The organism is Pseudomonas sp. JAI111 (assembly GCF_024809425.1).
Classification (GTDB): domain Bacteria; phylum Pseudomonadota; class Gammaproteobacteria; order Pseudomonadales; family Pseudomonadaceae; genus Aquipseudomonas.
Genome location: NZ_JANUCB010000001.1, coordinates 1,144,234 through 1,159,315, shown reverse-complemented (window position 1 = coordinate 1,159,315; position 15,082 = coordinate 1,144,234). Strand labels below are relative to the sequence as shown.

The following is a 15,082-nucleotide window of genomic DNA, read 5'->3' as shown; positions in this document are numbered from 1 at the left end:
CATGCAAACCACGACATTTACTGGCGGCCAAGCCCTGGTGCGTCTGTTGGCCAACTACGGCGTCGACACCGTGTTCGGTATTCCGGGCGTGCACACGCTGGAACTGTATCGCGGCCTGCCCGGCAGCGGCATTCGCCATGTGCTGACCCGTCACGAGCAAGGCGCGAGTTTCATGGCGGACGGCTATGCGCGCGTCAGCGGCAAACCGGGCGTGTGCTTCATCATCACCGGCCCCGGCGTGACCAATGCCGCGACCGGTATCGGCCAGGCGTATGCCGACTCGATTCCGATGCTGGTGATTTCCAGCGTCAACCACACGGCCAGCCTCGGCAAGGGGTGGGGTTGCCTGCACGAAACCCAGGATCAGCGCGCCATGACCGCGCCGATCACCGCGTTCTCGGCGGTTGCGTTGAGCACAGACGACTTGCCTGAACTGATCGCCCGCGCCTACGCGGTGTTCGACAGCGAGCGTCCGCGGCCGGTGCATATCTCGGTGCCGCTCGACGTGCTGTCGGCGAAGGTCAGCCGCGACTGGAGCAACGACGTGGTGCGTCGCCCAAGCCGTGGCGCCGCCTCAAGCGACGCGTTGGATGAAGCCGCAGGCAAACTGCAAAACGCCAAACGGCCGATGATCCTTGCCGGTGGCGGTGCGCTGAATGCGCAACATGCCTTGCAAGAAATCAGTACCCGACTCGCCGCGCCGCTGTTCACCAGCGTCGCGGGTAAAGGCCTGTTGGCGCCGGATGCACCGCTGAACGCCGGTTCGACCCTGTGCGTGGAACCCGGCTGGCAAATGATCGCCGAGGCCGATGTGGTGCTGGCAGTGGGCACCGAAATGGCCGACACCGATTTCTGGCGCGAGCGCCTGCCGCTGAATGCGCAGCTGCTGCGCGTCGACATCGATCCGCGCAAGTTCAACGACTTCTATCCCTGCGCAGTGGCGTTGCATGGTGATGCACAGCAAACCCTCGCCGGATTGCTGGAGCGCCTGCCGCCCGCTCATCGAGATGCCAGCGCTGCCATCGCCGCCGTCTCAGCACTGCGTCAAGCCGTAAGAAACAGTCACGGCCCGTTGCAGTCGATCCACCAGGCGATTCTCGAACGCATTGCCGCCGAACTGCCGGAAAACGCGTTCATCAGCACCGACATGACCCAACTGGCCTACACCGGCAACTACGCCTTCAACAGCCTGGCGCCGCGCAGCTGGTTACACCCGACCGGCTACGGCACATTGGGTTATGGCTTGCCGGCCGGCATCGGCGCCAAGTTCGGCGCGCCGCAACGGCCAGGGCTGGTGCTGGTGGGCGATGGCGGTTTCCTTTACACCGCGCAGGAACTGGCCACCGCCGTCGAAGAGCTGGACAGCCCGCTGGTGGTGTTGCTGTGGAACAACGACGCGCTCGGGCAGATCCGCGACGACATGCTCGGCCTCGATATCGAGCCGATTGGCGTGCTGCCGCGCAACCCGGATTTCGCTGCCCTCGGCCGCGCCTTCGGTTGCACCGTGAGCCAGCCGCAAAGCCTGGCCGAGTTGCAAACCGACTTGCGCCACGGCTTCAAGCGCAATGGCGTGACCCTGATCGAACTCAAGCATGCGTGCGCGCACTGACTTTCAATTTCTGGCTGAGGTATCGCCATGCGCTTTTCCGATCTGACTCAACGTATCGCCGGTGATGGTGCTGCGGCGTGGGACATCCATTACCGCGCCCTGGCATTGCAGGAACAGGGCGAAGACATTTTGCTGTTGTCAGTCGGCGACCCGGATTTCGACACGCCGGTGCCGATTGTGCAGGCTGCCATCGATAGCTTGTTGGCGGGCAACACCCATTACGCCGACGTGCGTGGCAAGCGCGCGTTGCGTGAAAGCATCGCCCGGCATTACGGCCAACGCAGCGGCCAGCAGGTCTCGGCGGATCAAGTCACCGTTCTGGCCGGCGCGCAATGTGCGTTGTTCTGCGTCGCCCAGTGCGTGCTCAATCCGGGCGATGAAGTGCTCGTCGCCGAGCCGATGTACGTGACCTATGAAGCGGTGTTCGGTGCGTGCGGCGCGGTGGTCGTGCCGGTGCCGGTGCGCTCCGAGAATGGCTTCCGGGTACTGCCCGAAGACGTCGCCGCCCGCATCACGCCGCGTACTCGGGCGCTGGCGCTGAACAGTCCCCACAATCCTTCGGGCGCCAGTTTGTCGCGCGCCACCTGGCTCGCCCTATCGCAGTTGTGCATCGCCCACGACCTGTGGCTGATTTCCGATGAGGTCTACAGCGAATTGCTGTTCGACGGCGAACACGTCAGCCCGGCGAGTTTGCCGGGCATGGCCGAGCGCACCGCGACGCTCAACAGCCTGTCGAAATCCCACGCCATGACCGGTTGGCGGATCGGCTGGTCGATTGCGCCGCCATCCCTGGCCGCGCACCTGGAAAACCTCGCGCTGTGCATGCTTTACGGTTTGCCGGACTTTGTTCAGGGCGCCGCTGTGGTCGCGCTCGAAAGCAATCTGCCGGAGCTTGAAGCGATGCGCGAAGCCTATCGCCAGCGCCGTGATCTGGTCTGTGAATGCCTGGCCGATTGCCCCGGTGTGCGCGCCTTGAAACCCGATGGCGGAATGTTCGTGATGGTCGATATCCGCGACACCGGTCTCAGCGCCCAAGCGTTTGCCGACCGCTTGCTCGACCGTCACGGCGTGTCCGTGTTGGCCGGTGAAGCGTTCGGTCCGAGCGCCGCCGGGCACATCCGTTTGGGCCTGGTGTTGGGTGAGGAACCGTTACGTGACGCTTGCCAGCGCATCACCCGTTGCGCCACTGAATTGCTGGAGGCTCAGGTCTATGCATAACCACAAGACGCTGTTTATCGATGGCCGCTGGCAAACTCCGTCAGGGCAGGGCATCGCCGAGGTGATCAACCCGGCCACCGAAGAAGTGACCGGCTCGGTGCCCTTGGGCGATGAGCGCGATGTCGACAACGCGGTGGCTGCCGCCCGCCGTGCTTTCGGTCCTTGGTCACGGACGCCATCAAGTGTGCGCGCCGGCTACATCCGCGCGCTTGCCGAGCAGTTGCGCGTGCGGGCCGACGAGATGGCCGCAGTAATCACCGCTGAACTGGGAATGCCGGTGCAATGGTGCAGGTCGGTGCAGGTCGACGGGCCGATCCTCGGACTTGAGCAATACGTCGAGCTCGCAGGCCTGATGGACGAAGTGCGCGAGGTCGGCAACTCGCTGATCATTCGCGAAGCGGTCGGCGTTTGCGCGTTCATCAATCCGTGGAACTACCCGCTGCATCAACTGATCGGCAAGCTCGCCCCGGCGCTGGCCGCCGGCTGCACCGTGGTGGTCAAGCCGAGCCAGGAAACCCCGCTGCATGCCTTTTTGCTGGCGCAGATGATCGAGGCCATCGGCTTGCCGGCCGGCGTTTTCAATCTGGTCAGTGGGCCTGGTTCGAAGGTCGGCGAAGCGCTGGCCAAACACTCGGACGTGGACATGGTGTCGTTTACCGGTTCCACCGGCGCCGGGGTTCGCGTGGCGCAAGCGGCGGCGCCTTCGGTCAAACGCGTGTGCCTGGAGCTGGGCGGCAAGTCGCCGTTACTGATTGCCGAGGACGCCGACCTGGCCGTCGCCGTGCGCTACGGCGTGCAGGACGTGATGATCAACTCAGGACAAACCTGCACCGCGCTGACCCGCATGTTGTTGCCCGCCAGTCGTTACGCCGAGGCCGTGGAACTGGCCATCGCCGAAACCCGAAGCCTGCGCGTGGGCGATCCACTGGACCCGCAAAGTTTCCTCGGGCCGATGTGTTCGGCAGCGCAACGGCGCACCGTGCGTGACTACATTCAGGTCGGCCAGCAGGAAGGCGCCCGCCTGGTGTGTGGCGGCGACACGGCCGACGAATTCGAGCGGGGCTATTACGTCAACCCGACGCTGTTCGCCGCCGTCGACAACCGTATGCGCATCGCTCAGGAAGAAATCTTCGGCCCGGTGCTGTGCCTGATTCCTTACGCCGATGAAGCGCAGGCGATCCAGATCGCCAACGACTCACCGTTCGGATTGTCCAGCGGCGTGTGGGCCGGCAGCCCTGAGCGTGCCTTGCAGTTGGGGCGGCAGTTGCGCGCCGGACAGTGCTTCCTCAATGGTGCGGCGTTCAATTATCAGGCGCCGTTCGGCGGCTACAAACAATCGGGCAATGGCCGTGAATGGGGCGAAGAAGGGCTCAACGAGTTTGTTGAAGTGAAGGCGATCCAGGTGTGACCGTAAACGATTCAAACGATCTGTGCACCGGGCCTTGGCCCGGTGTTTTACGTGGTTTCAAACCGGTAATTCATTACTCACTCTGCTGTTGATCAGGGGCCATGCAATGAGCGATAACAAAAACAACATTACTCAAGCGAACCATGAATTCAGTTTCCACCGTCGGGACTTCCTGAAGTACAGCGCGGCCGCCGCTGCTGTAGCCGGGGCGTTTTCCATGGGGCTGCCGTTGGGCACATTCGCCCAGGACGCAACGCCAAAACCGGGAGGCGTGCTGCGCCTGGGCCTGGCGGGTGGCAGCACCACCGATTCGAAAGACCCCGGCTCCTGGAGCGACACCTTCACTTTTGTCGGCTTCTCGGCGGTCTATAACACCCTCACCGAAATCGCCGTGGACGGCACCGCGATTCCGGAATTGGCCGAGAGCTGGACATCGACCCCGGACGCGCGCATCTGGACCTTCAAACTGCGTCAGGGCGTGACCTTCCACAATGGCAAAACCCTGACCGCCGACGACGTGGTGGCCTCGATCCAGCATCACCTCGGTGACAAGTCCACGTCAGCGGCCAAGACCGTGTTGGGCGACGTCGCCAAGGTCAGCGCCCAAGGCCCTGACAGCGTGGTGTTCGAGCTGCATTCGGGCAACGCCGATTTCTCCTATGTGGTCGCCGATTACCATCTGGTCATCATGCCAGCCAAGGACGGTGTGGCGGACTGGCAGGCTGGCGTCGGCACCGGCGGCTACCGGCTCAAGGACTTCGAACCGGGCGTGCGCATGGGCCTGGAACGCAGCCCCGATTATTGGAAACCGGGCCGCGCGCATTTCGCCAGTGCCGAGCTGATCGCGATCTCCGACGGTGCGGCGCGGATCAATGCGCTGGTCACCGGGCAGGTCGATGTGATCAACAAGGTCGACTTGAAAACCGTGGCCTTGCTCAAGCGCAATCCGAACCTGGTGATCGAAGAAACCAAAGGCGCCCAGCACTACACCTTCCCGATGTTGTGCGACAGCCAGCAGTTCCAGAACAGCAACATTCGCCTGGCGATGAAGCACGCAATCAATCGCGAAACCCTGCTGGCCTCTGTGCTGCATGGTTACGGCCTGGTGGGTAACGACCACCCGATCCAGCCGGGCAGCCGCTTCATCAACACGGCGCTGGAACAACGCGCTTACGACCCGGACAAGGCGCGTTTTTACTTGCGCCAGGCCGGTGTCGAATCGCTCAAGGTCAAGCTGCAAGCGTCCGACGCGGCGTATGCCGGGGCGGTGGATGCGTCTGTGCTGTTCAAGGAGCAGGCGCGTCAGGCCGGGATCGACATCGATGTGGTGCGCGAGCCGGCTGACGGGTTCTTCTCCAATGTCTGGATGAAGCAGCCGTTCACCACCTCGTTCTGGTACAGCAGCCTGACCGCCGACCGGATGTTCAGCATCGGTTACGCCAAGGGCGCGGCGTGGAACGAAACCCATTGGGACAACCCGCGTTTCAATCAGCTGCTCAACGCCGCTCGAGGTGAGATGAACGATCCGTTGCGCCGCGAGATGTACAACGAAATGCAGGCGCTGTGCCGGGACGATGGCGGGGCAATCGTGCCGTTGTTTGCCAGCTCGGTGGCGGCACGCTCGAATCGCGTCGCACACGGCGGGCAAACCGCGCCGTATGGCGAACTCGACGGGCTGCGCGTCATCGAGCGCTGGTGGCAGGCCTGATCGGAAAACGGTGGTGATCGATCGTTCCCACGCTCTGCGTGGGAATGCCTCTAGGGACGCTCCGCGTCCAGTGACGCGGAGCGTCACGGGCTGCATTCCCACGCAGAGCGTGGGGACGATCATCAATGGGGCCCAATTCGAGGAACCGCATGATGAACAGTATTTTCAAATTGCTCCTGCAGCGCCTGGCCCTAGGCCTGCTCTCGCTCTTCGCGGTATCGGTGATTATTTTCCTGGCCGTCGGCATGCTTCCGGGCGACATCGCCCAGGCCATGCTTGGCCAGTCCGCCACCCCGGAAACCGTCGCGGCATTTCGCACTCAGCTCGGTCTGGACCTGCCGCCGCTGACCCGCTTCGGGCACTGGATCGCGCACTTGCTGCAAGGTGATCTCGGCGTCTCGCTGGCCAACCAGCGGCCCATCGCCGAACTGGTCGCCTCACGCCTGGGCAATACCTTCAGTCTGGCGGCGTTGGCGGCACTGGTTTCGGTGCCGCTCGCCTTGTTGCTGGGCATGCTGTCGGCGCTGTATCGCAACAGCTGGTTCGACCGCTTGCTCAACACCACAGCACTCAGTGCCGTTTCGTTCCCGGAGTTTTTTGTCGCCTACATCCTGATCCTGGTGTTCGCGGTGAAACTCGACTGGTTCCCGAGCATTTCCAACCTCGCGCCGGATGCGTTCTTCGGCACGGTGCTGGAGCGTTCGGTATTGCCGGTCGCCACCCTGAGCCTGGTGGTCATCGCGCAGATGATGCGCATGACCCGCGCCTCACTGATCAACCTGCTGGCCAGCCCCTACATCGAAATGGCCCGGCTCAAGGGCATCAGCCAGTCGCGCATCATTTTCCACCACGCCTTGCCCAACGCGCTGGCGCCGATCGTCAACGTGGTGGCGCTGAACCTCGCCTACCTGGTGGTCGGCGTGGTGGTGGTCGAGGTGGTGTTCGTCTACCCGGGGCTGGGCCAGTTGCTGGTGGACTCGGTGGCCAAGCGCGACATCCCGGTGGTCCAGGCCTGCAGCCTGATTTTCGCGGCGACCTACATCCTGCTCAATACCACGGCGGATGTGCTGTCCATCGCCAGTAACCCACGCTTGATGCATCCGAAGGGGTAGACCATGAGCCTGCTCAAACTGTTGGTCCGGGCACCGCTGAGTGCGAAGTTCGGCATGCTGGTCATTGTCCTGTACATCCTCGTGGCGCTGTTTGCCCCGCTGCTGGCGCCGTATGGCGAAACCCAGGTGGTGGGCGAAGGCTTCGCGCCGTGGAGCGGCGAGTTTCTGCTGGGCACTGATAACCTCGGTCGCGACATGTTCAGTCGCCTGGTCTTCGGCGCGCGCAACACCTTGGGCATTGCCTTCCTGACCACCGTGCTGGCGTTTCTGCTCGGTGGCTTGAGCGGTTTGATCGCTGCGATCAAGGGCGGCTGGGTCGATCAGGGATTGTCGCGGCTCGTCGATATCCTGATGGCGATCCCGCAGCTGATTTTCGCCTTGCTGATCCTCAGCGTGGTCGGCACCACCGCCACGTCGCTGGTGTTGGTGATCGCGTTGCTGGACGCGACCCGGGTGTTTCGGCTGTCGCGGGCGGTGGCGATGAACGTGGTGGTGCAGGACTTCGTCGAAGCGGCACGCCTGCGCGGCGAGGGCCTGTGGTGGCTGGTGACCCGCGAAGTGCTGCCCAACGCTGCCGCGCCACTGATTGCCGAGTTCGGCCTGCGTTTTTGCTTCGTGTTTTTGTTCATCAGTGCGCTGTCGTTCCTCGGCCTGGGCATTCAACCGCCCACCGCCGATTGGGGCAGCATGGTCCGCGACAACGCGGTGCTGATCACCTTCGGCGACATCAGCCCGTTGCTGCCCGCCCTGGCCGTGGCGTTGATCACGGTCAGCGTCAACTTCGTCGTGGACTGGATGCTGCACAAATCCAGCGGCCTCAAGGAATGCTGAACATGAGCGTGCTCAACCATGAAAAACCATTGCTGGAAATCCGTGACCTGCACATTGAAGGTCATTACGAAGACGCCTGGCATCCGCTGATCAAGGGCATCGACCTGACGCTGCAACGCGGCGAGGTGCTGGGGCTGATCGGTGAGTCGGGAGCCGGTAAATCGACCCTCGGCCTGGCGGCGATGGGGTATACCCGCGACGGTTGCCGGATCACTGGCGGCTCGGTGCAGTTCGACGGCATTGACCTGCTGCGCGCCAAACCCGAAGCGTTGCGCAAACTGCGTGGCCTGCGCATCGCCTACGTCGCGCAAAGTGCTGCCGCCTCGTTCAATCCCGCGCATCGGCTGATTGATCAGCACGTGGAAACAGCGGTGAAAAACGGTGGCATGAGCCGTGCCCAGGCGATGGCGGAAGCGGTGGAGTTGTACCGGGTGTTGCGCTTGCCCAACCCCGAACAGATCGGCCAACGCTACCCGCATCAGGTGTCCGGCGGGCAGTTGCAGCGGGTGATGACCGCGATGGCCATGGCCTGTCATCCAGATTTGATCATCTTCGACGAACCGACCACCGCCCTCGACGTCACCACGCAAATTGAGGTGCTGGCGGCCATTCGCGACGCGGTGGCGACTTACGGCAGCGCGGCGATCTACATCAGCCACGACTTGGCCGTGGTCGCGCAAATGGCTGACCGGATCATGGTGCTACGCCACGGCAAACTTGTGGAAGAAGCCGAAACCCGCAAAATGCTCGGTGACCCGCAAGAGGACTACACCAAGTCGCTCTGGGCGGTGCGCAGTTTCCGCACCGAACCCAAGCCGTGCCCTGCGCAGGGAAAACCCTTGCTGGAGTTGCGCAACAGCTGCGCCAGCTACGGCCATCAACCGGTGTTGCACGACGTCTCGTTGCGCCTTCATCGCGGTCAAACCCTGGCAGTGATCGGCGAGTCCGGCAGTGGCAAGAGCTCGACCGCGCGCTTGATCACCGGCCTGCTGGCGCCGACATCGGGTCAGGTGCTGTATGACGGCGAGGCGCTGCCGGCGGACTTTCGTCAACGCAGCAAAGAGCAACTGCGGCGCATCCAGATGATTTACCAGATCCCCGACACGGCGCTGAATCCGCGTCAGCGCATCGTTGATATCATCGGCCGGCCGCTGACGTTTTACCTCGGTCTCAAGGGCAAGGCCATGCGTGCACGGGTGGCTGAGCTGTTGGAAATGATCGAACTCGACCCCGCGACGTTCATGGAGCGCCAGCCCCGCGAACTGTCAGGCGGGCAGAAGCAGCGCGTATGCATCGCCCGCGCGTTGGCGGCCGATCCGCAACTGATCATTTGCGATGAAGTGACCTCGGCGCTGGATCAACTGGTCGCCGAAGGCGTGCTGAAACTGCTCAACCGCATTCAGCAGCAACTGGGCGTTGCCTACCTGTTCATCACCCACGATGTCGCCACGGTGCGGGCGATTGCCGATGAAGTGCTGGTGATGCAGCGGGGCAGGGTGGTCGACCACGGCTCGCGCAGCGCCATTTTTACACCGCCGCATCAGGATTACACCGCGCTGCTGTTTTCATCCGAACCGCAAATGGACCCGGACTGGCTTGACCGGTTACTGGTCTCGCGAACGTTACCGTCTTCAAACTCCACGCTTGTAAACGTTTAAGGAATTGTCATGAAAGTACTGATTGTCCACGCTCACCCGGAGCCGAAATCCTTTACTGCCGCCTTGCGTGACCAGGCTGTCACAACCCTGGAAGCTCAGGGGCACGAGGTTCAGGTCAGCGACCTGTATGCGATGAACTGGAACCCGGTGGCCAGCGCCGATGATTTTTCTTCGCGGGAAAACCCGGAGTACCTGGTGTATGCGCTGGAACAGCGTCTGGGGGTGAAAAGCCAGTCGCTGGCGCCGGACATCCAGCAGGAACTCGACAAACTGTTGTGGGCCGACCTGTTGATTCTCAATTTTCCGATTTTCTGGTTCTCGACCCCGGCCATCCTCAAGGGCTGGATTGATCGGGTGCTGGTATCCGGTGTCTGCTACGGCGGCAAACGCTTTTACGATCAGGGCGGATTGAGCGGCAAGAAGGCGCTGGTGTCCGTAACCTTGGGCGGACGCGAGCATATGTTCGGTGATGGCGCGATTCATGGTCCGCTGGAGGACATGCTGCGCCCGATTCTGCGCGGTACGCTGGCGTATGTCGGTTTTGATGTGCTGGAGCCATTCGTGGCGTGGCATGTGCCGTACATCAGCGACGAAGCGCGCAAGGATTTCCTGGTGGGTTATCAGGAGCGTCTTGAGCACTTGAGTGATGACCAGCCGATGCAGTTTCCGCGGTTGGCGCAGTTTGATGAGGCGTTGTATCCGTTGCCCCGTTGAAAAAGGCTTTTGGCCATAGTTTGATGGTGTTTTTTCGGGCCCTATCGCGGGCAAGCCCGCTCCCACAGGAATCTTGGATGAACACACGATTGTGTGGCCCCAGTAGATCCCTGTGGGAGCGGGCTTGCCCGCGATGGGGCCAGTGAATTTAACCTTAGATTTCTTTCACCGGAGTCTCACACTCAACCCCCTTGATCAACCCGATGACGTGCAGGCAATCCGCCTTGTTCACATACGATTCGCCACTGGCGATCGTTTCGTGATTCCCGGCCCTCAGGCGCCAGCGCCATTGTCCTTTTCCGGTGCTTGGGGTGCCTTTGGATTGTCTATAAATCTCGAAATACATACTGCTCGCTCCATGCGTTGGGTAATTGCGACAACCTGTGTGGCGCATCGAAGCAAGCCTAGCGGAGCAGGATTTTTTGGCCATCAGGTATGTGTTTCCAATAGTTTGAAGGCTTTTCCTACGCTGCAACCGGCCGCGACTAAATGGCCAGAACCCCCGCAGTTTCGCCCTTGCATCACCACTCCCGGTCCTGCTTAATACGATTCGGCTCTCGGTGTCGAACATCGCCGTCGACCCCGGATTGTAGAAAAATCACTATAAAAAAAGAGCAATCAGTTGACTCATCAGCACGGACCGCAACTGACCGGGCCTTTGGCGCTTTCTCTCGTCATCCCGGTCTTCAATGAAGCCGCGACCCTTGACGTGTTCATCGCGCGGATCACTGATGTCTTCAGGGATCAGGCGCTGATCGCGCTGGAGATCGTGTTCGTCAATGACGGCAGCACTGATGCAACGCTGGAGGTGCTGCTGGAGCGACAGAAGAGCGACTCGCGTATTCGTATCGTCGACCTGAGTCGCAATTTCGGCAAGGAAGCGGCGTTGACCGCCGGTTTGCAGGCGGCGACCGGCCAGGCCGTGGTGCCGATCGATGCCGATTTGCAGGATCCCCCCGAAGTTATCCTTGAAATGATCGCCCGTTGGCGCGAAGGCTATGAAGTGGTGCTGGGCCACCGTGTGAGTCGCAAGACCGACTCCTGGGCCAAGCAAACCTCGGCCAACTGGTTTTACCGCCTGCACAACAGAATTGCCGAACAACACCTGCCAGAAAATGTCGGTGATTTCCGGCTGATGGACCGTTGCGTGGTCGATGCCTTGCAAACGTTGCCGGAATCGCGGCGATTCATGAAAGGCCTGTTCGCCTGGGTCGGGTTTCGCACCACTTACGTGGACTATGAGCGCCCGGAACGTGTGGCCGGGACGACCAAATTCAACGGTTGGCGCTTGTGGAATTTCGCCCTCGAGGGCATCACCAGTTTCAGCACGGAGCCGCTGCGCATCTGGACGTATCTGGGACTGTTCGTTTCACTGATCTCTTTTTCGTTCGCCATCTTTATTGTGCTGCGCACCCTGATCTCCGGGGTCGATCTGCCGGGTTATGCCTCGCTGATGGTTGCCGTCACCTTTCTCGGCGGCCTGCAATTGATCGGCATCGGAGTGCTGGGTGAATACCTGGGGCGAACCTACATCGAGTCAAAACGTCGCCCGGTATATGTGGTGCGGCGTGTCTATGATCCCAAGGACTGAACCATGGATCTCAAGGAAACCGACATCCTCGGTTCAAGCATCGATCGGCATTGGTATTACGCCTCCAAGGCCGCAGCGACCATGCGGTTGCTGGGCACTACGCCGTACAGGCGAATTCTCGACGTGGGTGCCGGTTCGGGGTTCTTTTCCCACCATTTGCTGACTCATTCATCGGCGAGTGAGGCGTGGTGCGTGGACATCAGTTATGACGCCGATTCGGACGCCACAACCGACGGTAAACCGGTGCATTACCGTCGCAGTATCGAGGCGGTGGACGCCGATCTGGTGTTGCTGATGGACGTGCTGGAGCATGTCGATGACGACGTCGGATTACTCAAGGCCTACGTCGAGAAGGTCCCGTCCGGCAGCCGTTTCCTGATAACTGTGCCGGCGTTTCAGTTTCTCTGGAGCGGGCACGATGACTTTCTTGAACACAAACGTCGCTACACCCTTGCGCAACTGGAAGCGGTAGTGCGCAATTGCGGTTTGACCGTGAAGCAGGGCGCCTATTACTTCGGCCTGGTGTTCCCGATTGCGGCGACCCTGCGCTTGTTGCCCAGAGGTGCACAACCGTCGCCCCCGCGCTCGCAACTCAAGCAGCACCATCCACTGGTGAATACGATTTTGAAGACGCTGTGCAACATCGAGCTACCGTTCATGGGTTCGAATCGTCTCGCCGGGTTGACGGTGTTTGTCCTGGCGCAAAAGCCGTGACGCCAGGCGAAAAATCCGCCTTGATCCAGCGCGGCTTGCGTTTTGCCGTGACCGGGTTGTTCGTCACGGCTTTGCATGCGCTGGTGGCCGTGTTGTTCATCAACTATGTAGCGCCGTTGCCGCCCATTGCCAACGGCGTCGCATTTGCCGTGGCGACCGTGGTGTCCTACCTGATCAATACCACCTGGAGCTTTTCCGCGCGGCTGCACGGCCGAACGTTGCTGCGCTTCATGATGGTATCGGGGGCAGGTTTTCTCCTGGCGATGCTGGTGGCCTGGGCCGCGCAAATGGCCGGGCTGCATTACTTACTGGGTATTTGCGCGGTGGCGCTGACCATTCCGGCGTTCACCTTTGTATTGCATAACTTCTGGACGTACCGATGACCGACTCAGTCAAACGCCTGGCGATCAACCTGTTGCCATTGTTGATCGGTGTCATGGCCTTTTTCATTGTCATCGGTCCTCGGGCGCTCAATCCGCAGAACATTGCGTGGCTGGGCAACGGAGACCCGGCAACGCATTATCTGGGATGGGTATTTTTCCGGCATTCGCAGTGGACCTTTCCGATAGGGCTCAACCCTTCCTACGGATTGGAATTGAGCAACGGCATCATCTTTTCTGATTCCAATCCGCTGTTGGCCTTCCTGTTTAAACCGTTCGCCTCGCTTTTACCGACGCCTTTCCAGTATTTCGGCCTGTGGTTCCTGGCGTGCTTCGTTTTGCAGGCTTGGTTCGCCTGGAAAGTGGTGGGGCTGATGACCTCAAATGTGGCTGTGCGCGCGGTGAGTACTGCGTTGTTTCTTTTTGTTCCGCCGATGCTCATGCGCCTGCCGTTCCATTTGTCCCTGGGCGGGCATTTTCTGGTGCTGGCCTCGTTGTACCTGGGCCTGCACCCGCAATTGCACCGTCGGCGATTGGCTTGGGGCTCGTTGCTGGCGGTGGCTGCGTTGGTCCATGCGTACTTTCTGGCAATGGTTGCCGCGATCTGGATCGCAGACCTCGCTGCCGGCTACTTCAGGAAAAAACTGACGTTACAGTCTGCGGCCATCGAATTGATCGGGCTGTTTTCACTGGTCAGTTTGTGTTGCTGGCAGGCGGGTTATTTTTCGGTGGGCGGCGGCGCGGTATCGGATGGTTTTGGCATGTACGCCATGAACCTGCTGTCACTGTTCGATCCGGGCAATTGGTCTGGGCAGTGGTCCTATGTCCTGAACGATATACCGGGTGTTCAAGGCTACGGTGACGTTGAAGGGTTTCTCTTTCTGGGGCTCGGACTGATCACCCTGGGGATTTGTGCGCTGGTGGGGCTGCTTCAAGGCAACACCGGATTTGCTCGGCGACTGGGGCGCAGACCCATTTTACTGGCGGCGCTGGTGGGGCTGAGCCTGTTCTCGATCTCGAATAACTTGGCGCTAGGCTCACTCGAATGGACCTATCCACTGCCGGCGTGGGTGATTTCGGTGGCCAATATTTTCCGGGCTTCAGGACGAATGTTCTGGCCGGTGTACTACGCGATCATCATCGCCATCATTTTCCTGGTCATTCGCGCCAACACGCCGCGCACAGCCTTGAGTCTGTTGTCACTGGCGCTGTTCATCCAGGTGCTGGACACACATGCCGGCTGGGTCGGCGTTCGCAAGCAATTGATGGTGGCGCCGGCGTCGGAATGGGCGTCGCCCATGGTCGATCCGTTCTGGGAAAGCGCCGCGGCCCATTACCGCAAGATTCGCTGGATCGTTCCGCAGAACCTGTCCCCGAAGTGGATGGCGGTGGCCGATTTTGCCGGTGCCCATGGCCTGGCGACAAACGCGGTTTACCTTGGGCGGATGGACACTGCCAAATGGATTGAATCCGAGCAGGAAACGGCTCGGGCCATGGCGTCGGGCAAATATGACGCCGACTCGTTGTACCTGCTCGACGAGCGTGCGCTGATCCAGTCGGTGAGAAACATCGATACCCCAAAGGACCTCTTCGCCAGGATTGATGGCTTCACAGTGCTGGCCCCGGGGTGGAAACAGTGCGGCACTTGCCTGCAGGCGGCCTCGCAGATCAATCCCCTGGAGCTGGTTCCCGCTATCGAGCCCGGGCAAAAAACGTTGTTCAATGACGCCAGCCTGGGTGGCACGCTGCTGGCCAATGGCTGGTCCGAAACCGAACCCTGGGGCACCTGGTCGAAAGGATCGGACGCCGAAGTCATGTTCCGGGTTCTGGCGCCCGTGCGTTCGCTGCGTCTGGAAGCCATGGCGTTTCTTCCCCCTGGTCACGCGTGTCAGCGTGTCGTCATCAGCATCAATGGCATGCCGGCCATGTCCGCCCAACTTGAGCAGGCCGATGGCAACGTCATCGAGGTTCCCCTCACTGCCGGGATGCAAGAGCGGGTGTCGAGTCAGGGCGTCTTGAGGCTGCAAATGCAGTTCGCCGATGCCGTCAGCCCAAAACAGTTCGGGCTCGGTGCTGACGTTCGGCAACTGGCGCTCGGATTGAAGGCGTTGACGGTCAATTGAGGAGGGCTGCACGTAG

13 protein-coding genes are annotated in these 15,082 nt (G+C 61.2%); 12 read left to right on the top strand and 1 reads right to left on the bottom strand.

Going from position 1 to position 15,082, the window contains the following annotated elements; all coding sequences use genetic code 11:
* Position 1: 1 nt before the first annotated feature.
* The 8 genes from HNR03_RS05455 to HNR03_RS05420 all read left to right on the top strand — a co-directional run bounded on the left by HNR03_RS05455 (position 2) and on the right by HNR03_RS05420 (position 10,258).
* Positions 2-1,609 (top strand): 5-guanidino-2-oxopentanoate decarboxylase, encoded by a 1,608-nt coding sequence (locus HNR03_RS05455; protein ID WP_259151451.1) that lies wholly within the window; start codon positions 2-4, stop codon positions 1,607-1,609.
* Positions 1,610-1,636: 27 nt separating this feature from the next.
* Positions 1,637-2,827, top strand: coding sequence for a pyridoxal phosphate-dependent aminotransferase (locus HNR03_RS05450; RefSeq protein ID WP_259151450.1), 1,191 nt, complete (start codon positions 1,637-1,639; stop codon positions 2,825-2,827).
* Positions 2,820-4,235, top strand: a complete 1,416-nt coding sequence (locus HNR03_RS05445) for an aldehyde dehydrogenase family protein (RefSeq protein ID WP_259151448.1) — start codon at positions 2,820-2,822, stop codon at positions 4,233-4,235. Before HNR03_RS05450 ends, HNR03_RS05445 begins: the two co-directional genes overlap by 8 nt.
* Positions 4,236-4,341: 106 nt before the next feature.
* Positions 4,342-5,943, top strand: coding sequence for an ABC transporter substrate-binding protein (locus HNR03_RS05440; protein WP_259151446.1), 1,602 nt, complete (start codon positions 4,342-4,344; stop codon positions 5,941-5,943).
* A 152-nt stretch (positions 5,944-6,095) separates the two neighbouring features.
* A complete protein-coding gene (locus HNR03_RS05435) occupies positions 6,096-7,055 on the top strand; it encodes an ABC transporter permease (protein WP_259151445.1) in 960 nt (319 codons plus the stop codon).
* Between the two features lie 3 nt (positions 7,056-7,058).
* Entirely contained in the window at positions 7,059-7,886 is an 828-nt protein-coding gene (locus HNR03_RS05430) for an ABC transporter permease (protein ID WP_222590176.1), read from the top strand.
* Positions 7,887-7,888: 2 nt separating this feature from the next.
* Positions 7,889-9,544 (top strand): ABC transporter ATP-binding protein, encoded by a 1,656-nt coding sequence (locus HNR03_RS05425; protein WP_259151442.1) that lies wholly within the window; start codon positions 7,889-7,891, stop codon positions 9,542-9,544.
* A gap of 9 nt (positions 9,545-9,553) precedes the next feature.
* Positions 9,554-10,258 (top strand): NAD(P)H-dependent oxidoreductase, encoded by a 705-nt coding sequence (locus tag HNR03_RS05420; protein ID WP_222590178.1) that lies wholly within the window; start codon positions 9,554-9,556, stop codon positions 10,256-10,258.
* A 154-nt stretch (positions 10,259-10,412) separates the two neighbouring features.
* Here the strand turns inward: HNR03_RS05420 and HNR03_RS05415 are convergent, their stop codons facing one another.
* Positions 10,413-10,604, bottom strand: coding sequence for a DUF1508 domain-containing protein (locus HNR03_RS05415; protein WP_090181275.1), 192 nt, complete (start codon positions 10,602-10,604; stop codon positions 10,413-10,415).
* Between the two features lie 276 nt (positions 10,605-10,880).
* On the opposite strand from HNR03_RS05415, the gene HNR03_RS05410 reads away from it, so the two are divergent.
* The 4 genes from HNR03_RS05410 to HNR03_RS05395 are packed head-to-tail and all read left to right on the top strand — an operon-like array spanning position 10,881 to position 15,066.
* The gene (locus HNR03_RS05410; protein WP_259151441.1) at positions 10,881-11,849 is read left to right on the top strand and encodes a glycosyltransferase family 2 protein; all 969 of its coding nucleotides are present in this window, start codon (positions 10,881-10,883) and stop codon (positions 11,847-11,849) included.
* 3 nt (positions 11,850-11,852) lie between these two features.
* On the top strand, positions 11,853-12,563 hold the full coding sequence (locus HNR03_RS05405) for a bifunctional 2-polyprenyl-6-hydroxyphenol methylase/3-demethylubiquinol 3-O-methyltransferase UbiG (protein ID WP_259151439.1): 711 nt from the start codon (positions 11,853-11,855) through the stop codon (positions 12,561-12,563).
* Positions 12,560-12,946: a GtrA family protein gene (locus tag HNR03_RS05400; RefSeq protein ID WP_259151438.1), complete on the top strand. Its 387-nt coding sequence runs from the start codon at positions 12,560-12,562 to the stop codon at positions 12,944-12,946. Before HNR03_RS05405 ends, HNR03_RS05400 begins: the two co-directional genes overlap by 4 nt.
* Positions 12,943-15,066, top strand: coding sequence for a DUF6311 domain-containing protein (locus HNR03_RS05395; RefSeq protein WP_259151437.1), 2,124 nt, complete (start codon positions 12,943-12,945; stop codon positions 15,064-15,066). The genes HNR03_RS05400 and HNR03_RS05395 overlap by 4 nt, the downstream gene beginning before the upstream one ends.
* Positions 15,067-15,082 lie beyond the last annotated feature (16 nt).